Source organism: Pseudomonas sp. B40(2017), assembly GCF_002112855.1.
Taxonomy (GTDB): domain Bacteria; phylum Pseudomonadota; class Gammaproteobacteria; order Pseudomonadales; family Pseudomonadaceae; genus Aquipseudomonas; species Aquipseudomonas pharyngis.
Genome location: NZ_NEIT01000003.1, coordinates 181,815 through 200,712, shown reverse-complemented (window position 1 = coordinate 200,712; position 18,898 = coordinate 181,815). Strand labels below are relative to the sequence as shown.

Here is an 18,898-nt window from a genome sequence, read left to right as displayed (position 1 = left end):
TTGGTTTAGCGTGGCGACATTGACCGCCAATATAAAAAAACACCTTCAGATTTCAGGAAGTCCACCATGTCCACTTTGAACCAAGCCCATTGCGAAGCCTGCCGTGCCGATGCCCCACAAGTCAGCGATGAAGAACTGCCGATCCTGATCAAGCAGATTCCTGACTGGAACATCGAAGTACGTGACAGCATCATGCAGCTGGAAAAAGTCTTCCTGTTCAAGAACTTCAAACACGCGCTAGCGTTCACCAACGCCGTCGGCGAGATCTCCGAGGCCGAAGGTCACCACCCGGGCCTGCTCACCGAGTGGGGCAAAGTCACCGTGACCTGGTGGAGCCACTCCATCAAAGGCCTGCATCGCAACGACTTCATCATGGCCGCGCGCACTGACGAAGTGGCCAAGACCGCAGAAGGACGCAAGTAATGCACTTCGACGCCATCGGCCGAGTGCCCGGCGACCCGATCCTCGGTCTGATGGAGGCCTACGCGCAGGATTCCAACCCGCGCAAGTTCGACCTTGGCGTGGGCGTCTACAAGGATGCCCAGGGCCTGACGCCGATCCCCGAGGCGGTGAAAATCGCCGAGGCGCGTCTGGTCGAGAGCCAGGACACCAAGACCTACATCGGTGGCCACGGCAATCCGCTGTTCGGCAAGGTGATCAATGAGCTGGTGCTTGGCGTCGATTCGAAGCTGATCGCCGAGCAACGCGCCGGCGCCACCCAAACGCCGGGCGGTACTGGCGCCCTGCGTCTGGCGGCGGACTTCATCGCCCAATGCCTGCCGGGCAAGGGCGTATGGCTGAGCAACCCGACCTGGCCGATCCACGAAACGATTTTCGCGGCCGCCGGGGTCAAAATCAGCCATTACCCGTACGTCGGCAGCGATAACCGCCTCGACGTCGATGCGATGCTCGCCGTGCTCAACGAAGTGCCGAAAGGTGATGTGGTGCTGCTGCACGCGTGCTGCCACAACCCGACCGGTTTCGACCTGAGCCACGACGACTGGCAGCGAGTGCTGGAGGTAGTACGCCGCCGTGACCTGCTGCCGCTGATCGACTTTGCCTACCAGGGCTTTGGCGACGGTCTGGAGCAGGATGCATGGTCGACCCGGCTGTTCGCCGCCGAGTTGCCCGAGCTGCTGATCACCAGCTCCTGCTCGAAGAACTTCGGTTTATATCGCGACCGCACCGGTGCGTTGATCGTCAGCGCGAAAACCGCTGACAAGCTGATCGACATCCGCAGCCAGTTGGCGCACATCGCCCGCAACCTGTGGTCAACGCCACCGGATCACGGCGCGGCTGTGGTCGCCACGATCCTCGCCGACCCGGAGCTGAAACGCCGCTGGGCCGACGAAGTGGAAGCCATGCGTCTGCGCATCGCCCAGTTGCGCAGCGGTCTGGTGGAAGCGCTGGAACCGCACGGCCTGCGCGAGCGTTTTGCGCACATCGGCGTGCAACGCGGGATGTTCTCCTACACCGGGCTGTCGCCGGAACAGGTGAAGAACCTGCGTGAGCATCACAGCGTGTACATGGTCAGCTCGGGCCGGGCCAACGTTGCCGGGATTGATGCGACGCGTCTCGACCTGCTGGCCGAAGCGATCGCCAACGTCTGCAAATAGTCCCAACTGTGGGAGCGAGCCTGCTCGCGATAGCGGTGCATCAGTCAGCACAAATGTCGACTGACAAGCACTCATCGCGAGCAGGCTCGCTCCCACATTTGCCCTGCGTCACCCTGTCGCACTTGTCTAGACAATCCCGCCCGTCGAACCAAATGGATTTAAAAGTCTGATTGTCATTTTTCTTGCTGTATCCTGCGCAAGCTTTCTGAAAGCGCGGATCTACCAGATCTATCAACAGACTTAGCGAGGAGCGCAACCATGCACGAGATTCCGAATCTCCCCTTCCCAAGCCTGCACGAAACTGAGCAGACGACCACGCAACAAGCCGGTGCCCAACAGCCCGAGCCGAAAGAAGCCGCCGAGAGCCGTCCGGCCGACAGCGAAGAGTAAGCAAAACCCGCCGTACAGACCGTGTGGAAAGCGCTAACATGCGCTTTCCACACTGCCTGAAACCTGAGTTGCCATGTCCAAAGAATTCGATGAACAACAGGCCGAGATCCTGATCGGTGCCACCGAGAAGATGATCGAGATCTGGAGCCGTCTCTCGCCCGAGAAACAGGCCGCCCTGCTCGCCCGTTTCGGCAGCGAAGAAAACGCGCTGGCCGCCCTGGTCACCACGCAATTGGTCGCCCCGGCCAAATAGTTTTACTTTTCCCCGCCCCGGACGCGTCCGCATCGGTATCATGAGCAGCCTATCTATTCTGCTCTTCCCGTGGATCGTAATTCATGTCGTCCTCTATGCCAGAACCCCAGCGCCCCCTGGCGGTCACGCTGCAAGTCGTTTCCATCGTCCTGTTCACCTTCATCGGCTACCTGAACATCGGCATTCCATTGGCGGTGCTGCCCGGCTATGTGCACAGCGACCTGGGCTTCGGCGCGGTCATCGCCGGGCTGGTGATCAGCGTGCAATACCTCGCCACCCTGCTCAGCCGCCCGTATGCCGGGAAGATCATCGACAACCAGGGCAGCAAACGTGCGGTGATGATCGGTCTGGCCGGTTGTGGTTTGAGCGGCGTGTTCATGCTGATTTCGGCGTGGACGCCCAACCTGCCGCTGCTGAGCCTGATCAGCCTGTTCGTCGGCCGCCTGGTGCTGGGCAGCGCGGAAAGTCTTGTCGGCTCGGGATCGATCGGCTGGGGCATCGGCCGCGTCGGTGCCGCCAACACCGCCAAGGTCATCTCGTGGAACGGCATCGCCAGTTACGGCGCGCTGGCGGTCGGTGCGCCGCTGGGGGTGTGGCTGGTCAGCCGTTTCGGTCTGTGGAGCATGGGTGTGAGCATTCTGTTGCTCGCCACGCTGGGGCTGCTGCTGGCCTGGCCGAAAACCGCCGCGCCGATCGTGGCCGGCGAGCGCCTGCCGTTCATGCACGTTCTCGGTCGCGTCTTCCCGCACGGCTGTGGACTGGCCTTGGGCTCGATCGGTTTCGGCACCATCGCCACCTTCATCACCCTGTATTACGCCACGCAGCATTGGGATAACGCGGTGCTGTGCCTCAGCCTGTTCGGCGCCAGCTTCATCGGCGCACGCCTGCTGTTCGGCAACCTGATCAACCGCCTCGGCGGCTTTCGAGTGGCGATTGCCTGCCTGTCAGTGGAAACCTTGGGCCTGCTGTTGTTGTGGCTGGCGCCGGACGCGCACTGGGCACTGGCCGGCGCGGCATTGAGCGGTTTCGGTTTCTCGCTGGTGTTCCCGGCGCTGGGCGTGGAAGCCGTGAATTTGGTGCCGGCCTCCAGCCGTGGCGCGGCGGTCGGGGCTTATTCGTTGTTCATTGATTTGTCGCTGGGCATCACCGGGCCGCTGGCAGGGGCGATTGCAGCGGGCTTCGGATTTGCCTCGATCTTCCTGTTCGCCGCCCTCGCCGCGCTGAGCGGCCTGGCACTGAGCGTCTATCTCTACCGCCACACGGCGAAGTACCGCGAAGACTAGAAATCCACCTTGCCGCGCCCGGCCTTGATGCTGCCGCGCTTGGTCTTCGATTCGAGCCGACGCTTCTTGGAACCCAGCGTCGGCTTGGTCGGCCGCCGCTTCTTCTCAACCTTGGTGGCACTGAGGATCAACTCGGTCAGACGCTCCAGCGCATCGGCGCGGTTCTGTTCCTGCGTGCGGTACTGCTGGGCCTTGATGATCAGCACGCCGTCGCCGGTGATGCGACTGTCGCGCAGCGCCAGCAGCCGCTCCTTGTAGAACTCGGGCAAGGATGAGGCCGGAATGTCGAAGCGCAGGTGCACGGCGCTGGAGACCTTGTTGACGTTCTGCCCACCGGCGCCCTGGGCGCGGATGTACGTCAGTTCGATCTCGGCATCCGGCAGATGCACATTGTTGGAAATCACCAGCATGGAAAAGCGTCCCTGATCAGAACCCGCAGGATACCGCGAAAGTACAAAAAACCCGGCACTTGGCCGGGTTTGTTGTTTTTGCAACGACGCTTACTTGGCTGCGCTCGCTGCGTGCAGTGCCTGCTGCGCGCCACGTTTGTTCTTGATCACGTAGCAGACCCACATGAACACCACCCACACCGGAATCGCGTACACCGAGATCTGGATGCCCGGGATCAGCAGCATCACGCCGAGAATGAACAGCACGAACGCCAGGCAGATGTAGTTGCCGTACGGGTACCACAGCGCCTTGAACAGCGGCTTCTGGTGGGTCTTGTTCATGTGCTGGCGGAACTTGAAGTGCGAGAAGCTGATCATCGCCCAGTTGATCACCAGCGTTGCAACCACCAGCGACATCAGCAGTTCCAGCGCGTGTTGCGGGATCAGGTAGTTGAGCAGCACGGCCACCAGAGTCACCGCCGCCGACGCCAGGATCGAACGCACCGGTACGCCGCGCTTGTCGATCTTCGCCAGCGCTTTCGGCGCGTCGCCCTGCTCGGCCATGCCCAGCAGCATGCGGCTGTTGCAATAGGTGCCGCTGTTGTACACCGACAATGCCGCGGTCAGAACCACGAAGTTGAGGATGTGCGCGGCGGTGTTGCTGCCAAGCATCGAGAACACCTGCACGAACGGGCTGCCGCTGTAGGAATCGCCCGAAGCGTTGAGGGTTTCCAGCAGGCTGTCCCATGGGGTCAGCGACAGCAGGATCACCAGTGCACCGATGTAGAAAATCAGGATCCGGTAGATCACCTGGTTGATCGCTTTCGGGATCACGGTTTTCGGCTTGTCGGCTTCGGCTGCGGTGAAACCGAGCATTTCCAGACCGCCGAAGGAAAACATGATGATCGCCATGGCCATCACCAGACCGCTGACGCCGTTCGGGAAGAAGCCACCATGGGACCACAGGTTGCTGACCGAGGCTTGCGGGCCGCCATGGCCGCTGACCAGCAAGTAGCTGCCCAGGGCGATCATGCCGACGATCGCCACGACCTTGATGATCGCGAACCAGAATTCGGCTTCACCGAAGACTTTGACGTTGGCCAGGTTGATCGCGTTGATCAGCACGAAGAACGCAGCGGCAGTGACCCAGCTCGGGATCTCCGGCGCCCAGTAGTGGATGTATTTGCCGACCGCGGTCAGCTCCGACATGCCCACCAGGATGTACAGGATCCAGCAGTTCCAGCCCGACAGGAAGCCGGCGAAACCGCCCCAGTATTTGTGCGCAAAGTGGCTGAAGGAGCCGGCCACCGGCTCTTCGACGATCATTTCGCCGAGCTGGCGCATGATCATGAAGGCGATGAAGCCGCAGATGGCATAGCCGAGGATCATCGACGGACCGGCGGATTTCAGCACCCCGGCCGAGCCGAGGAACAGTCCGGTACCGATCGCACCACCGAGGGCGATCAGTTGAATATGGCGATTTTTCAGGCCGCGTTTCAGCTCGCCTGATTGCGAGTTTTGTCCACTCATGAAAAAGGTCTCACGCAAGGTTTGATGATGTTCAGTAGACGTTGCTGCAAGGTTGCGATTTCAGCCAACCTTGATCAAACCCCAGCGCAGGCACCAGGAATTCAGCTTTTTTACAACGGTCATGCGTCACCTGTTTGTTTTTATCTGTGACGAAATCGAACCCGACACGCTTGTGACGCGGCGGAGTGAACAAGGCGGATAAACCTTGAGGTTTGCGCGATTACGCAGAGGGTCACAGTTAAAACGCGGCGCATTGTACACCGCTAACCCCCTGCTGCCAGACCTCGCCGGATCAGCGTGTCGGTTGCCGGGATTGCATGTGTCCACCCCGGGAAGCCCGGGCGGCTGCAAAAATTGAGTCAGGCCTTTGCAGGCCATCGGCGTGGACGATGGACAATCCGCCCCACGTGGAGAAGTGAAAATGGATTACGGCGTTCATTGCGCCTCCTTCTTGTTATGCACCTGCACGACAGGCATGCAGCGCATCTCACCCTCCAAACGACGCTGAAACAAGCGCGCCAGAGCGCTGCGCGAGGCCCGGCGGGCGTGGCTGTGGCAGATTTTCCTTACAGCCAGGCAAAGCCACCCGATTCATGGGAAGGCGAGGGCTTTTTCGTAAATATTCACTGACAGCGCGTAACGTAAAGTTTCCACTCCAGACCCATCGAAGCGGCGCCCGGTGTTTGACGTTAGCTGGCTAACTATTTGAAAGGCGTTAAGTTTTTTGTTTAAAAACAAGAAAAACACGCCCGAAAAAAAGAAATAAAAAGTCCAAAAAAAACGCCAACCCTGAGGTTGGCGTTTCTGTTTTCAGCTTGAAGCTTGCCGCTCGAAGCTTACAACCGCGTTATTCCGGCTTCTTGCGACCGAAACCCGGACGCTGGCCGGAACCGGCCGGTGCGCCACGGCGCTTGCCCGACGGCTTGTCATCATCAGCCAGCTTGATGCCTGGACGCTTCGGCGATGGCTTGGACGGACGCTTGGTGTCGACTGGACGATCCGCCACCGGCGTACCGCGACCTTCACCACGCTCGGTACGGCCATTGGCCGGACGCGGAGTGCGTGGACCGCGCTCGCCATCCGGACGCGCTGCCGGCTTGCGACCTGGACGCTCGCCTTCGATCTGCGGCTCGCGGACCGGACGCGGACCGGCGCCAATCGGTGCACCGTTGGCCGGACGCAGGGTGCGCACGCGCTCGGTACGGGCCATCGGACGCGACGACTTGCGCTGCATGCGGTCGAGCTTGTCTTTGCTCTTGGCATTCAGTTGCGGCATGGCCACCGGGGTCAGGCCGACTTCGGCGCTCAGCACGTCGACTTCGTACTGGCTCATTTCACGCCAGCGGCCCATCGGCAGGTCGGAGTTGAGGAACACCGGACCGAAACGCACGCGCTTCAGACGGCTGACCACCAGCCCCTGGGATTCCCACAGGCGACGTACTTCACGGTTACGGCCTTCCATCACCACGCAGTGATACCAGTGGTTGAAGCCTTCGCCGCCCGGTGCCTGTTGAATGTCGGTGAACCGCGCCGGGCCGTCTTCCAGCACCACGCCGGCCTTCAGGCGTTCGATCATCTCGTCATCGACTTCGCCGCGCACACGCACCGCGTATTCACGGTCCATCTCGTAGGACGGGTGCATCAGGCGGTTGGCCAGTTCACCGTCGGTGGTGAACATCAGCAGACCGGTGGTGTTGATGTCGAGACGACCGATGTTGATCCAGCGGCCTTCTTTCGGACGCGGCAGCTTGTCGAACACGGTCGGACGGCCTTCCGGGTCGTCACGGGTGCAGATCTCGCCATCGGGCTTGTTGTACATGATCACGCGGCGAACCGACTCGGCGGCTTCTTCACGCTTGATGACCTTGCCATCAATGGTGATGGCGTCGTGCATGTCGACACGCAGGCCCAAGGTGGCGTCTTTGCCATTGACCTTGATCCGGCCGGCAGCGATCCAGGATTCGACGTCACGGCGCGAGCCGACGCCGATACGGGCGAGGACTTTCTGCAGCTTTTCGCCTGCTGGGCCGATTTCCTGGTCGTCTTTCTGATTGATGTCACTCATCTGGGCACCTCCCGGTGTGGTCTGTTCAGCGGCGCTGAATTGAGCCGCTGAAGCGTTGAAATCTGGGTTTTCGGGCGAAGGGGATCGCCGAAGGGTCGCGAATCATACGCGGATGTGGCCGCGCGCGCATCAGAGACTAGTCGATCAGGCCAAGGTTATTTCTTTTTCCGCCGACCGGTGGCCCCGAGCTTGATCAGACGCAGCGCGGCTTCGGCCAGTACGGTGCGCTTGTCGTCCTTGTCGAGTTTCTTCCAGGCCCGGATCTCGCGCTTGCTGCGGCCGCAGCCGAGGCAGATGTCGTCGCTGAACTTGCAGACGCTGATGCACGGGTCTTTGGTCGAGCTCATGCTCAGTCCTCGAACTCGCGGCGTTCGGCTTCAATGGCTTCGGCCAGGGCGCGAGCTTCGGCTTCTTCTTCGCTCAGTTCTTCCTCAGGTTCTGGTGAGGGTTGTTCGAGGCGGGCGACGGCGGCCAGCAGTTTTTCCCGGGCTTCGGCCACGCCGAGCACATCGTCTTCCTGCTCGGGTTCGGGCTCGAATTCAGGCTCATGCTCAAATTCAGGCTCAAATTCAAGTTCTGGCTCACCCTCAACCGACGGCTCGACCGGATCGGACTCAACCCCGGTCGGCAGCGATTCGCCGCCCACCCCGTCACGCAGCAAGTCGTCGAAGTCGGTCTTGATCCCCTCTTCCATGCTGTCCAGTTCCAGCAACAAGGTATGGAAACTGGTTTCTTCCTTCGGTTCTTCCGGCTCGGCACTGGCGTCGGCCAGTTCCTGCAAGCCCGGTGGCACCGGAGCGTCGTCGAAGTCGAGCACCGGTTCCGCCTCGATCTCGCGCAACTCGGCCAGCGGCGGCAGGTCGTCGAGGTTCTTCAGGTTGAAGTGATCGAGAAACGCCTTGGTGGTGGCGAACATCGCCGGTTTGCCCGGCACGTCGCGGTAACCGACGATGCGAATCCACTCGCGCTCGATCAGCGTCTTGACGATGTTGGTGTTGACCGCCACGCCCCGAACGTCCTCGATTTCGCCCCGGGTGATCGGCTGGCGATAGGCAATCAGCGCCATGGTTTCCAGCAGCGCTCGGGAGTAACGCTGCGGACGTTCTTCCCACAAGCGACCAACCCACGGCGCGAACTTCTCGCGGATTTGCAGGCGATAACCGGACGCGACTTCCTTGAGCTCGAACGCCCGGCCCTCGCAGGACTTGCCAAGCAGGGTCAGGGCTTTCTTGAAAACCGGCGGTTCCGGGCGCTCGCCCTCTTCGAACAGTTCATACAAACGCTCGAGGGATTGCGGCTTTCCCGAGGCCAACAGAAAGGCTTCAAGCAGGGACGCCAGCTCGCGGGGTTCAGTCAGGTTCATATCGGGACTCGTTATTCGGCTCGGGCTCGCACGTGGATCGCGGCGAACGGCTCATTCTGCACCAGCTCGATCAGGGATTCCTTGACCAGTTCAAGGATGGCCATGAAGGTCACCACCACCCCGAGCTTGCCCTCTTCGGCGGTGAACAGCTCGATGAACGGCACAAACCCGCCGCCCTTGAGCCGCTCCAGCACGTCGCTCATGCGCTCGCGGGTGGACAGCGCCTCGCGGCTGACCTGATGGCTTTCGAACATGTCGCCGCGGCGCAGCACTTCGGCCATGGACATCAGGATTTCTTCCAGCGCCACGTCCGGCAACAGCTTGCGCGCGCGGGCTTCCGGGGCGTCGAGCTTGGGCACGATCACGTCGCGACCGACCCGGCTCAGGCCATCGATGCCTTCGGCGGCGGCCTTGAACCGTTCGTACTCCTGCAGGCGACGAATCAGTTCGGCGCGCGGGTCGTCCTCTTCGTCCTCGACGGTTTCGGCCCGGGGCAGCAGCATCCGCGACTTGATCTCGGCCAGCATCGCGGCCATCACCAGGTACTCGGCGGCCAGTTCCAGGCGCACCGACTGCATCAGCTCGACATAGCCCATGTACTGGCGGGTGATTTCCGCCACCGGGATGTCGAGGATGTTGATGTTCTGTTTGCGGATCAGGTACAGCAGCAGGTCGAGCGGACCTTCGAAGGCTTCGAGGAAGACTTCCAGCGCATCCGGCGGGATGTACAGGTCCAGCGGCATTTCCGTGACGGCCTGGCCGTAGACCATGGCAAACGGCAGTTCCTGCTGGGCACCGGCCTGGGGATCAACGGTTTCCACTGCGGACATTCAGGCCTCGACCATGAATGGAGCAGGATCGCCGCAACCGACGCGGATCACTTCCGGATCATCGCCAGTGAGGTCGATCACGGTGGAGGCCTTGATGCCGCCGGAACCGCCGTCGATGATCAGATCCACCTGATGCTCGAGCAACTGGCGCATTTCGTACGGGTCGCTCAACGGGTCTTCATCGCCCGGCATGATCAGGGTCACGCTCATCAACGGCTCGCCCAGTTCGGCCAGCAGCGCCAGCGCGATCGGATGGCTCGGCACCCGCAGACCGATGGTGCGCTTCTTCGGATGCAGCAACAGGCGCGGCACTTCGCGGGTGGCGTTGAGAATGAAGGTGTACGGCCCCGGCAGGTGGGCTTTGAGGATTCGAAACGTCCCGGTATCGATCTTGGCGTAATTGCCCAGTTGCGACAGGTCGCTGCAGATCAGTGCGAAGTTGTGTTTCTCGTCGAGCTGACGCAGGCGTCGAACGCGCTCGATGCCGTTCTTGTCGCCGATCTGGCAGCCGATTGCGTAGGAAGAGTCCGTGGGATAGACCACCACTCCGCCCTTGCGGATGATCTCGACCGCCTGTTTGATCAGGCGCGCTTGCGGGTTTTCCGGATGAATCTGGAAAAATTGACTCACATTCTCTACCTGTTCAGACGGCGGCAATAACTGGGTCATGTTTGAACCGACCCCACAGGGGTGGAAGGTCCTCCGGCACCGGCCGGTACTGGCCGATCTCGGACCAGCCACCAGGGCCATGGAAATCACTGCCGGCGCTGACCAGCAGACCGAACTCACGGGCAAGGATGGCAAGGCTGCCCACCTGTTCCGCAGGCTGATGACCGTTGACCACTTCGATCGCATGCCCGCCCGCTTGAATATAGTCGGCAATCAGCTTTCGGCGCTTGCTGCGGGTGAAATCGTAGTGCCACGGATGCGCCAGGCTGACCCAGGCGCCGGCGGCGCGCAACGTGCCGACGGTGTCTTCCAGGGTCGGCCAGTGCTGCTTGACGTCCCCCAGCTTGCCGGCGCCGAGCCATTTACGAAACGCCTCGGCGCGATCCTTTACAAAACCTTCACGCACCATCCAGTCGGCGAAATGCGGGCGGGCCGGCGCGTTGCCGCTGTCGCCCAATTCCTGCTGGATCTGCCGCGCGCCGTCGAGCGCATTCGGCATGCCCTTGAGGGCGAGCTTGCGGCTTATTTCTTCAGACCGCAGCCAGCGGCCGTCGTGCAACTTCGCAATCGCCTCGACCAACGGCGCGGCATTGACGTCAAAACCATAGCCGAGCACGTGAATGGTCGCCCCGCCCCAGGTGCAGGACAATTCGACGCCGTTGACCAGTTGCATGCCCAGCCCCTCGGCGGCCGTGCGCGCTTCGGCGAGGCCTTCGAGGGTGTCGTGATCGGTCAGGGCCAGGACTCGCACGCCGTTCTCGAACGCACGCGCAACCAGTGCCGCAGGCGCCAGGGCGCCATCGGAGGCCGTGCTGTGGCAGTGCAAATCAACATTCACGGGGATGTGTTACCTCAAATCAGCTGGCGCTATCGCGCGCCCATATGTTTGTTATTATGCCGCCACATCCAGCTTCTGGCTCTCACTGTGAAACAATTCATCGATTTCATCCCGCTTCTGCTGTTCTTCATCGTCTACAAACTCGATCCACGCACCGTCGACGTTGCCGGCCATGAACTGACGGTAGGCGGCATTTACAGTGCCACCGCCATGCTGATCATCAGCTCCCTGGCGGTGTACGGCGCGCTTTTCATCAAGCAGCGCAAGCTGGAGAAGAGCCAGTGGCTGACCCTGATCGCCTGCCTGGTGTTCGGCAGCCTGACCCTGGCTTTTCACAGCGAAACCTTCCTGAAATGGAAAGCCCCGGTGGTCAACTGGCTGTTCGCCCTAGCCTTCATCGGCAGCCATTTCATCGGTGACCGCCTGCTGATCAAGCGCATCATGGGTCACGCGTTGACTCTGCCGGATCCGGTCTGGACCCGCCTTAACATCGCCTGGATCGCCTTTTTCCTGTTCTGCGGGGCCGCCAACCTGTTCGTCGCCTTCACCTTCCAGAGCATCTGGGTGGACTTCAAGGTGTTCGGCAGCCTGGGCATGACCGTGCTGTTCCTGGTCGGTCAGGGCATCTACCTGTCCCGTCACCTGCACGACGCCGATACCACAACGCCAAAAACCGAGGACTGACATGCTCTACGCCATCATTGCCACCGACGTCGCCAATTCCCTGGACGCCCGCCTCGCTGCGCGCCCGGCACACCTTGAACGCCTGCAAGTGCTCAAGGGCGAAGGCCGCATCGTGCTGGCCGGCCCGCACCCGGCGGTCGACAGCAATGATCCGGGCGCAGCAGGTTTCAGCGGCAGCCTGATCGTCGCCGAATTCGACTCCCTGAGCGCGGCGCAAGCCTGGGCCGATGCCGACCCGTACGTCGCCGCCGGCGTCTACGCCAACGTGATCGTCAAGCCGTTCAAGCAAGTCCTGCCGTAACCTCCCCCGCAAAAGCCTTCAGCGCGATGAACCTTGTCGGTTCATCGCGTTCTCAATCGCTCATTATTCTCGTTTGCCGGCCGACAACCTGCCCAATATCCATTTGGAAACAGGAGTCGCGATGCGCAAGGGTCCGTTGTGTCTGATGTTGGTCACGTTGTCGATCATGGCGCCCGCCCATGGTGAAGAAAGCACCGAAGGCAACAGCTCCACGCCGCTTTCATTGAGCGCCGGCAGCCAGATCACCGAGTTGCAGCAGCGCCTGAAGGCCAGCGAGCAGCAACGGGAAGAACTGAGCAAACAACTGCAAAATGCCGACAACACCCGCGAAAGCGCCCAGCTCGCCCGGTTGCGCCAGGAGAACCAGCGTCTGAAGCTGCAACTCAAGGAAGCCCAGGCCAGCCCGCTGCCGCGCCTGTTGACCGAACAGCAGCAATGGTTCGTCACCGGGGCCGGGGTAGCGCTATTGGCGCTGCTCTGCGGTATCTTTGCCAGTGGAGCAAGCCGAAAACGTCGGCAATGGCTAAATTGAGTGAGTCATGAGCGAGCTGTTACTGATTGATGATGACCAGGAGTTGTGTGAACTCCTGAGTAGCTGGCTGAGCCAGGAAGGCTTTCAGGTCCGGGCCTGCCACGATGGTCAGAGTGCCCGCAAGGCGCTGGCCGAAACCGCGCCGGCGGCCGTGGTGCTGGACGTGATGCTGCCCGACGGCAGCGGTCTGGAACTGCTCAAGCAACTGCGCAGCGATCATGCCGACCTGCCGGTGCTGATGCTTTCGGCCCGGGGCGAGCCGCTGGACCGGATTCTCGGCCTGGAACTGGGCGCCGACGATTACCTGGCCAAACCTTGCGATCCACGCGAACTGACCGCCCGCCTGCGCGCCGTGCTGCGCCGCAGCCACCCGACCGCCGTTTCGACCCAGCTCGAACTGGGCGATCTGAGCTTCAGCCCGGTGCGCGGCGTGGTCAGCATCGACGAAAAGGAATTCACCCTCACCGTCTCCGAAAGCCGCCTGCTTGAAGCCCTGCTCAAGCAACCGGGCGAGCCGCTGGACAAACAGGAACTGGCGCAGATCGCCCTCGGCCGCAAGCTGACCCTGTACGACCGCAGCCTGGACATGCACGTCAGCAACCTGCGCAAAAAGATCGGCCCGCACCCCGACGGCCGCCCGCGCATCGTCGCCCTGCGCAGCCGTGGCTACTACTACAGCCTCTGATCGTCTGCCAGTTTTGTCAGGTCGGCGCGAAAGCGTGTTTACCCAAGCTTTACACAGCGCTGACCGCCGCTGACCTTGATCTCCGTAATCTGTACTCATCCGGAACGTACCGGGAACGAGACAAAGGAGATTCACCATGCGCAAGACTCTTATCGCTCTGATGTTCGCCGCTGCCCTGCCGACCGTCGCCATGGCCATGCCACAGGATGGCGGCCCGATGGGTGGCCCGCTGGACGGCCCGCGCCATGGCGGTCAGATGCACGGCATGCACGGCAAAGGCCCGTACAGCCAGCTCGACTTGTCCCGCGAACAGCGCGAGCAGATCCGCAAGATCATGGGCGAGCAGATGCACGAGCGTAAACAGACGGTCGAAAAATACCTGGAGAAACTCTCGCCAGCCGACCAGAAAGCCATGAAGGACGAGATGGCGGCCAACCACAAGAAAGCCGAGTCCGATGTTCGCGCCGTGTTGAAACCGGATCAACAGAAGAAATTCGACGAGATCCAGAAGAAACAGGCCGAACGTCGCGCCGAATGGGCCGAGTTCAAAGCCTGGAAAGCGCAACAGCCGCAAAAGGCGCAATAATGTTCTAGCGTCACGCCCCGACCCAACGGCTCACCGCCGTTGGGTTTTCTTTGTTTGAGGACTTTCTGTGCGTTCATTGTTCTGGCGTATCCTCGCCAGCTTCTGGCTGGCCATCGCTCTGGTTGCAGGGCTTTCCATTCTGCTGGGGCACATGCTCAACCAGGACGCGTGGATCCTCAGCCGCCATCCGGGCCTCAACACCCTGGCCGCCGAATGGACGCAGACCTACGAAGCCCAAGGCGAAGACGCCGCCCAGGACATCCTCGAACAGCGTAAACGCCAGTACCACATCGACGTGCAAGTGCTGAACGAAAGCGGCGACCCGGTAGTGCGCGGCACCTTCCCCCGGCGTGCGGCCGCCTTCGAGGCGCGGCAGAACAACGATGACCGACGCCTGCCCTGGCGCCGACTGACCGACGAATTCACCAGCGACAAAAGCGGCGACACCTACCTCTTCATCTACCGCATCCCGCACCCGGAACTCGACGCCTGGCACCGCGAAAGCCTGCTCTGGCCGTTGAGCGCGCTGGGCATCGCGCTGGTGGTGCTGACCCTGTTCAGCCTGCTGGTGACCTTTTCCATCACCCGTCCGCTCAGCCGTTTGCGCGGCGCGGTGCACGACCTCGGGCAGACCACCTATCAGCAGAACAGCCTGGCGCAACTGGCCAACCGTCGTGATGAATTCGGCGTGCTGGCCAATGACTTCAACCGCATGGGCGCACGCCTGCAAAGCCTGATCGGCAGTCAGCGCCAACTGTTGCGCGACGTGTCCCACGAGTTGCGCTCACCGCTGGCCCGACTGCGCATCGCCCTGGCTTTGGCCGAACGTGCAAGCCCCGAAGAACGGGAAAAACTCTGGCCGCGCCTGACCCGCGAGTGTGACCGGCTGGAAGCGCTGATCAGTGAAATTCTGGTGCTGGCGCGAGTCGATGCCGACAACGCCAGCGCCGAAGAGGTGGATTTGAATGCCCTGCTCGCCACCCTGCAAAAAGACGCTCAATTGGGTTCGCCAGAGCAGACCGTGCGTCTGGAGGCCGAGCCGGCGCTCAATCTGACAGGCTGGCCGACCATGATCGAACGCGCCGTGGACAACCTGCTGCGCAATGCCCAACGCTTCAACCCGGTCGGGCAGTCGATTGAAATGCAGGCGTCACGTCAGGGCGAGCGGATCGTGGTCAGCGTGCGTGACCATGGGCCCGGGGTGCAGGCCGAGCATCTGAGCCAGTTGGGCGAACCGTTTTATCGGGCGCCGGGGCAGACCGCTGCGGGTCATGGCCTGGGGCTGGCGATTGCCCGGCGGGCAGCGGAGCGGCATGGCGGGACGCTGGTGCTCGCCAATCACCCGCAGGGCGGGTTTGTGGCCAGTCTTGAGTTACCGCTGGAGCCTGGGATTGTGGTGCAACCCTGAAAAGCCCCCCTCATCGGAACGCCGCCCGCCCAGCCCTCTCGCGGAGGGAGAGGGAGCCGACCGACGTGTCTTGCGTCATACATCAACCTGAAAAAACGAGTCGATTATGGATCTGCCAAAGCCCCTGAACCGCGTCAATTCCGGATTCGGCCAAGTTCTTTCAGGTCGGTGAACCTCTGGAGCATCCCCCAATCAGTCCCCTCTCCCTCCGGGCGGTCCGACGTTTCGGGAGGGTTAGGGTGAGGGCGCTTTTAAAGCTTTTAACGCCCTTTAAGCCTTACCCGACCAAGCGCTAACAAACTCCGCCAAATCAACCTTCTCGGCCACCCGCGGTTCTTTCTGCGGCGTGCCTAGGTACAGGAACGCAATCACCTCTTCGTCATCCGTCAGGCCCAGGCCCTTGGCGACATGTTTCGAATAAGCCAGATCACCGGTGCGCCACACCGCGCCAATCCCCTGCGCGTAAGCCGCCAGCAGAATCCCGTGCGCCGCACAGCCCGCTGCCAGCAATTGCTCGGCCTTCGGGTATTTGACGTGATCCTGCAACTTGGCGATGACCACGACCACCAGCGGCGCCCGCAGCGGGCCGTTGCGTGCCTTGTCAATCATCGCTTCGGTGACTTCGCCTTCCTGCATCTGTGCAGCTTCGGCCAGCAACTCGCCCATCTGCTCACGCGCCGCACCTTCGACGGTCAGGAAGCGATACGGCTGCAAATGGCCGTGGTCCGGTGCACGGGTCGCGGCGGCAAACAGCACTTCGCGCTGTTCGGCGGTGGGGGCCGGATCGATCAGTCGTGGAACGGAAACACGGTTGAGCAAAGCGTCGAGAGCCTGCATCGGCCACCTCCTGAAAAAAATGTCCGGCTATTCTAGCTGCAAGTGATCCAGACGCGTCGGTTTACATGCCTTGCACCGCAGGTAGAATGGCGCCCTTCCCACATCAGCCCGAGCGGACTTCATGGCGTTGCCGACCTTACGGATCATTGGTTTCATCATCGGCATCTTCCTGATCACCCTGGCCGTCGCCATGGTCGTGCCCATGGCCACCCTGGTGATTTTCGAGCGCACCGGCGATCTGCCGTCGTTCCTCTGGGCGAGCATGATCACCTTCGTCGCCGGCCTCGCGCTGGTCATTCCCGGCCGCCCGGAACACATTCACCTGCGCCCCCGGGACATGTACCTGCTGACCGTCAGCAGCTGGCTGGTGGTGTGCATTTTCGCCGCGCTGCCGTTTTTGCTGACCCAGCACATCAGCTACACCGACTCGTTCTTCGAAAGCATGTCCGGCATCACGGCCACCGGGTCGACCGTGCTCAACCACCTGGACGACATGTCCCCCGGCATCCTGATGTGGCGCTCGCTGCTGCACTGGATCGGCGGTATCGGCTTCATCGGCATGGCGGTGGCGATCCTGCCGCTGCTGCGCATCGGTGGCATGCGGCTGTTCCAGACCGAATCCTCGGACCGCTCGGAAAAGGTCATGCCCCGCTCGCACATGGTGGCGCGGCTGATCGTGGCAGCCTACGTCGGCATCACGATTCTCGGCAGCCTGGCGTTCTGGTGGGCCGGGATGAGCCCGTTCGATGCGATCAACCACGCGATGTCAGCGATTTCCACCGGCGGGTTCTCGACCTCCGACCAGTCCCTGGCCAAGTGGACGCAACCGGCGGTGCACTGGGTGGCCGTGGTGGTGATGATTCTCGGCAGCCTGCCGTTCACCCTGTACGTGGCGACACTGCGCGGCAACCGCCGGGCGCTGATCAAGGATCAACAGGTGCAGGGTTTGCTCGGCATGTTGCTGGCGACCTGGCTGGTGCTCGGCACCTGGTACTGGTGGACCACCAACCTGCACTGGCTGGACGCGCTGCGCCACGTGGCGCTGAACGTGACGTCGGTGGTCACTACCACGGGGTTTGCGCTGGGGGACTACAGCCTGTGGGGCAACTTCTCGCTGATGCTGTTCTTCTATCTGGGCTTCGTCGGCGGCTGTTCCGGTTCGACGGCGGGCGGGATCAAGATCTTCCGTTTCCAGGTCGCGTACATCCTGCTCAAGGCCAACCTTAACCAGCTGATTCACCCACGAGCGGTGATCAAGCAGAAGTACAACGGTCATCGCCTTGACGAGGAAATCGTCCGGTCGATCCTGACCTTTTCGTTCTTCTTCGCCATCACCATCTGCGTGATCGCCCTGCTGCTGTCGCTGTTGGGCGTGGACTGGATGACCGCGTTGACCGGCGCCGCCAGCACCGTGTCCGGCGTCGGCCCGGGCCTGGGCGAGACCATCGGCCCGGCCGGCAACTTCGCCAGCCTGCCGGATGCGGCCAAGTGGATTCTGTCGTTCGGCATGCTGCTCGGCCGACTGGAGATCATTACGGTGTTTGTACTGTGTATTCCGGCGTTCTGGCGTCACTGATCGCCTTCGGCGCCTCCAGCAACCGCGCCCGGTAATCGCCGGGCGTGGTGTCGAACCAGCGACGGAAGGCGCGGAAGAAATTGCTCGGATCGGCAAACCCCAACAGATAGGCAATCTCCAGCAAGGTCATGCTCGGTTGCGCCAGGTATTGCTCGGCGAGTTCGCGGCGGGTGTCATCGAGCAACTGCTGAAAACTGGTGCCCTCCTCCTGCAAGCGTCGCTGCAAGGTTCGCTGCGACAGATGCAGGGTCTGCGCCACCGTATCGCGCTTGGGTTCGCCCTGCGGCAGCAGGCGGCACAACACCTGACGCGCCTTGTGGGTCACGCGGCTTTCGGAAAAACGCGCCAGATACTCCCCGGCGAACCGGTCGTGCAGCAGCGCCATCGCCTCGTTGGCCGTGGGCAGCGGCGCTTCCATGTCGGCCCGTTCGAAGATCAGCGCGTCATACGGCGCGTTGAACACCAGCGGTGCATGGAAGGCTTGTTTGTAGGGTTCAAGATCATCCGGCTCGTCACCCTGCACCAGCACTTTGCGCGGGTGCAGCGTGCGCCCGGTCAGCCAGCCGCACAGTGCCAGCGCGCAGGCCAGCGAGGCTTCGGCACTCTGGCGGGTCGGCGGCAGGTGATCGCCGTGCACCGTCAGGATCAGCGCATAACCCTCGTCGAGCAGGCGAAAACTCAGGTCGGCACTTTCGGCGATGATCCGCTGATAACGCACCAGACGCTGAAAACCTTCCGCCAGCGTATTACTGGACATCAGTGCATAGCCCGCGACATGGAACGAAGCCGGCCGCACCACCTTGCCCATGTTCAGGCCGATCGCCGGATTCCCGGACAGCTCGACCGCCCGTTGCCAGAGTCGGGTCATGGAATCCTGTGGGAAGCGCGCGTCCGGATCCTCCAGCGCCGCGTAGTCGAGCCCCAGCTGTCTGAACAGAACCCGGCAATCCAGGCCGTCCATTTCCAGTGCCTTGACAATCCCCATGGCCCAGCTTGCAGAAGTCGTTCGTTCGCTCATGGCGTTTTTTCTTGGATGACATGGTGAGCCGCATACTACGGCCGA

At 61.9% G+C, this 18,898-nt stretch carries 22 protein-coding genes; 12 read left to right on the top strand and 10 right to left on the bottom strand.

Annotated features, from left to right (window positions below; all coding sequences use genetic code 11):
• The first annotated feature begins 66 nt into the window (after nucleotides 1-66).
• The 5 genes from CAF76_RS08360 (at nucleotide 67) to CAF76_RS08345 (ending at nucleotide 3,542) form a co-directional block, all read left to right on the top strand.
• Complete coding sequence (locus CAF76_RS08360) at nucleotides 67-423, top strand: 4a-hydroxytetrahydrobiopterin dehydratase (protein ID WP_003222798.1); 357 nt, start codon at nucleotides 67-69, stop codon at nucleotides 421-423.
• Nucleotides 423-1,616: an amino acid aminotransferase gene (locus CAF76_RS08355; RefSeq protein WP_011333013.1), complete on the top strand. Its 1,194-nt coding sequence runs from the start codon at nucleotides 423-425 to the stop codon at nucleotides 1,614-1,616. Before CAF76_RS08360 ends, CAF76_RS08355 begins: the two co-directional genes overlap by 1 nt.
• Before the next feature lie 258 nt (nucleotides 1,617-1,874).
• Complete coding sequence (locus CAF76_RS28825) at nucleotides 1,875-2,006, top strand: hypothetical protein (RefSeq protein WP_007958347.1); 132 nt, start codon at nucleotides 1,875-1,877, stop codon at nucleotides 2,004-2,006.
• Nucleotides 2,007-2,079: 73 nt separating this feature from the next.
• Complete coding sequence (locus tag CAF76_RS08350) at nucleotides 2,080-2,259, top strand: hypothetical protein (protein WP_007958348.1); 180 nt, start codon at nucleotides 2,080-2,082, stop codon at nucleotides 2,257-2,259.
• Nucleotides 2,260-2,354: 95 nt separating this feature from the next.
• Nucleotides 2,355-3,542, top strand: a complete 1,188-nt coding sequence (locus CAF76_RS08345; protein WP_172829517.1) for an MFS transporter — start codon at nucleotides 2,355-2,357, stop codon at nucleotides 3,540-3,542.
• On the opposite strand, the gene arfB is transcribed toward CAF76_RS08345, so the two are convergent.
• From arfB to CAF76_RS08305, 8 genes are all read right to left on the bottom strand, one after another.
• Entirely contained in the window at nucleotides 3,539-3,952 is a 414-nt protein-coding gene (arfB, locus tag CAF76_RS08340; protein WP_011333010.1) for an alternative ribosome rescue aminoacyl-tRNA hydrolase ArfB, read from the bottom strand. The genes CAF76_RS08345 and arfB overlap by 4 nt on opposite strands.
• 90 nt (nucleotides 3,953-4,042) lie before the next feature.
• Complete coding sequence (locus CAF76_RS08335) at nucleotides 4,043-5,461, bottom strand: amino acid permease (protein WP_064378594.1); 1,419 nt, start codon at nucleotides 5,459-5,461, stop codon at nucleotides 4,043-4,045.
• A gap of 847 nt (nucleotides 5,462-6,308) precedes the next feature.
• Nucleotides 6,309-7,526 carry a 23S rRNA pseudouridine(2605) synthase RluB gene (rluB, locus tag CAF76_RS08330; protein WP_007958356.1) on the bottom strand — a complete coding sequence of 406 codons (1,218 nt, stop codon included), beginning with the start codon at nucleotides 7,524-7,526 and terminating at the stop codon, nucleotides 6,309-6,311.
• Between the two features lie 155 nt (nucleotides 7,527-7,681).
• Nucleotides 7,682-7,873 carry a DUF1289 domain-containing protein gene (locus CAF76_RS08325; protein WP_007958358.1) on the bottom strand — a complete coding sequence of 64 codons (192 nt, stop codon included), beginning with the start codon at nucleotides 7,871-7,873 and terminating at the stop codon, nucleotides 7,682-7,684.
• A gap of 2 nt (nucleotides 7,874-7,875) precedes the next feature.
• Entirely contained in the window at nucleotides 7,876-8,889 is a 1,014-nt protein-coding gene (gene scpB, locus CAF76_RS08320; protein ID WP_085648545.1) for an SMC-Scp complex subunit ScpB, read from the bottom strand.
• Between the two features lie 11 nt (nucleotides 8,890-8,900).
• Complete coding sequence (locus tag CAF76_RS08315; protein ID WP_170928268.1) at nucleotides 8,901-9,599, bottom strand: ScpA family protein; 699 nt, start codon at nucleotides 9,597-9,599, stop codon at nucleotides 8,901-8,903.
• A 120-nt stretch (nucleotides 9,600-9,719) separates the two neighbouring features.
• Nucleotides 9,720-10,349, bottom strand: coding sequence for an L-threonylcarbamoyladenylate synthase (locus CAF76_RS08310; protein WP_102686021.1), 630 nt, complete (start codon nucleotides 10,347-10,349; stop codon nucleotides 9,720-9,722).
• Nucleotides 10,350-10,362: 13 nt separating this feature from the next.
• On the bottom strand, nucleotides 10,363-11,226 hold the full coding sequence (locus CAF76_RS08305) for a PHP domain-containing protein (protein WP_064594281.1): 864 nt from the start codon (nucleotides 11,224-11,226) through the stop codon (nucleotides 10,363-10,365).
• Between the two features lie 87 nt (nucleotides 11,227-11,313).
• Between CAF76_RS08305 and CAF76_RS08300 the strand changes: the two genes are divergently transcribed.
• The 6 genes from CAF76_RS08300 (at nucleotide 11,314) to CAF76_RS08275 (ending at nucleotide 15,422) form a co-directional block, all read left to right on the top strand.
• Nucleotides 11,314-11,910 (top strand): septation protein A, encoded by a 597-nt coding sequence (locus tag CAF76_RS08300; RefSeq protein ID WP_085648547.1) that lies wholly within the window; start codon nucleotides 11,314-11,316, stop codon nucleotides 11,908-11,910.
• A gap of 1 nt (nucleotide 11,911) precedes the next feature.
• Nucleotides 11,912-12,211 (top strand): YciI family protein, encoded by a 300-nt coding sequence (locus CAF76_RS08295; RefSeq protein WP_064594279.1) that lies wholly within the window; start codon nucleotides 11,912-11,914, stop codon nucleotides 12,209-12,211.
• Between the two features lie 121 nt (nucleotides 12,212-12,332).
• Nucleotides 12,333-12,743, top strand: coding sequence for a translation initiation factor 2 (locus CAF76_RS08290; RefSeq protein WP_039765500.1), 411 nt, complete (start codon nucleotides 12,333-12,335; stop codon nucleotides 12,741-12,743).
• A gap of 7 nt (nucleotides 12,744-12,750) precedes the next feature.
• Nucleotides 12,751-13,428 (top strand): response regulator transcription factor, encoded by a 678-nt coding sequence (locus CAF76_RS08285; protein WP_085648548.1) that lies wholly within the window; start codon nucleotides 12,751-12,753, stop codon nucleotides 13,426-13,428.
• Between the two features lie 136 nt (nucleotides 13,429-13,564).
• Nucleotides 13,565-14,014 carry a Spy/CpxP family protein refolding chaperone gene (locus tag CAF76_RS08280; protein WP_007958371.1) on the top strand — a complete coding sequence of 150 codons (450 nt, stop codon included), beginning with the start codon at nucleotides 13,565-13,567 and terminating at the stop codon, nucleotides 14,012-14,014.
• A gap of 67 nt (nucleotides 14,015-14,081) precedes the next feature.
• Complete coding sequence (locus CAF76_RS08275; RefSeq protein WP_085648549.1) at nucleotides 14,082-15,422, top strand: HAMP domain-containing sensor histidine kinase; 1,341 nt, start codon at nucleotides 14,082-14,084, stop codon at nucleotides 15,420-15,422.
• Between the two features lie 270 nt (nucleotides 15,423-15,692).
• Here CAF76_RS08275 and CAF76_RS08270 read toward each other — a convergent pair whose 3' ends face one another.
• The gene (locus tag CAF76_RS08270; RefSeq protein ID WP_064594272.1) at nucleotides 15,693-16,259 is read right to left on the bottom strand and encodes a nitroreductase family protein; all 567 of its coding nucleotides are present in this window, start codon (nucleotides 16,257-16,259) and stop codon (nucleotides 15,693-15,695) included.
• A gap of 121 nt (nucleotides 16,260-16,380) precedes the next feature.
• On the opposite strand from CAF76_RS08270, the gene CAF76_RS08265 reads away from it, so the two are divergent.
• Nucleotides 16,381-17,835: a TrkH family potassium uptake protein gene (locus CAF76_RS08265; protein WP_039765494.1), complete on the top strand. Its 1,455-nt coding sequence runs from the start codon at nucleotides 16,381-16,383 to the stop codon at nucleotides 17,833-17,835.
• Here the strand turns inward: CAF76_RS08265 and CAF76_RS08260 are convergent.
• Nucleotides 17,792-18,853, bottom strand: coding sequence for an AraC family transcriptional regulator (locus CAF76_RS08260; RefSeq protein ID WP_011332998.1), 1,062 nt, complete (start codon nucleotides 18,851-18,853; stop codon nucleotides 17,792-17,794). The two genes, CAF76_RS08265 and CAF76_RS08260, sit on opposite strands and share 44 nt — an antisense overlap.
• Nucleotides 18,854-18,898 lie beyond the last annotated feature (45 nt).

Excerpts from the sequence above, each read along its gene's own strand:
- CAF76_RS08360 (WP_003222798.1), top strand. The coding sequence starts at position 67 with ATGTCCACTTTGAACCAAGCCCATTGCGAAGCCTGCCGTGCCGATGCC.
- CAF76_RS08355 (WP_011333013.1), top strand. The coding sequence starts at position 423 with ATGCACTTCGACGCCATCGGCCGAGTGCCCGGCGACCCGATCCTCGGT.
- CAF76_RS28825 (WP_007958347.1), top strand. The coding sequence starts at position 1,875 with ATGCACGAGATTCCGAATCTCCCCTTCCCAAGCCTGCACGAAACTGAG.
- CAF76_RS08350 (WP_007958348.1), top strand. The coding sequence starts at position 2,080 with ATGTCCAAAGAATTCGATGAACAACAGGCCGAGATCCTGATCGGTGCC.
- CAF76_RS08345 (WP_172829517.1), top strand. The coding sequence starts at position 2,355 with ATGCCAGAACCCCAGCGCCCCCTGGCGGTCACGCTGCAAGTCGTTTCC.
- arfB (WP_011333010.1), bottom strand. The coding sequence starts at position 3,952 with ATGCTGGTGATTTCCAACAATGTGCATCTGCCGGATGCCGAGATCGAA.
- CAF76_RS08335 (WP_064378594.1), bottom strand. The coding sequence starts at position 5,461 with ATGAGTGGACAAAACTCGCAATCAGGCGAGCTGAAACGCGGCCTGAAA.
- rluB (WP_007958356.1), bottom strand. The coding sequence starts at position 7,526 with ATGAGTGACATCAATCAGAAAGACGACCAGGAAATCGGCCCAGCAGGC.
- CAF76_RS08325 (WP_007958358.1), bottom strand. The coding sequence starts at position 7,873 with ATGAGCTCGACCAAAGACCCGTGCATCAGCGTCTGCAAGTTCAGCGAC.
- scpB (WP_085648545.1), bottom strand. The coding sequence starts at position 8,889 with ATGAACCTGACTGAACCCCGCGAGCTGGCGTCCCTGCTTGAAGCCTTT.
- CAF76_RS08295 (WP_064594279.1), top strand. The coding sequence starts at position 11,912 with ATGCTCTACGCCATCATTGCCACCGACGTCGCCAATTCCCTGGACGCC.
- CAF76_RS08290 (WP_039765500.1), top strand. The coding sequence starts at position 12,333 with ATGCGCAAGGGTCCGTTGTGTCTGATGTTGGTCACGTTGTCGATCATG.
- CAF76_RS08285 (WP_085648548.1), top strand. The coding sequence starts at position 12,751 with ATGAGCGAGCTGTTACTGATTGATGATGACCAGGAGTTGTGTGAACTC.
- CAF76_RS08280 (WP_007958371.1), top strand. The coding sequence starts at position 13,565 with ATGCGCAAGACTCTTATCGCTCTGATGTTCGCCGCTGCCCTGCCGACC.
- CAF76_RS08270 (WP_064594272.1), bottom strand. The coding sequence starts at position 16,259 with ATGCAGGCTCTCGACGCTTTGCTCAACCGTGTTTCCGTTCCACGACTG.
- CAF76_RS08265 (WP_039765494.1), top strand. The coding sequence starts at position 16,381 with ATGGCGTTGCCGACCTTACGGATCATTGGTTTCATCATCGGCATCTTC.
- CAF76_RS08260 (WP_011332998.1), bottom strand. The coding sequence starts at position 18,853 with ATGAGCGAACGAACGACTTCTGCAAGCTGGGCCATGGGGATTGTCAAG.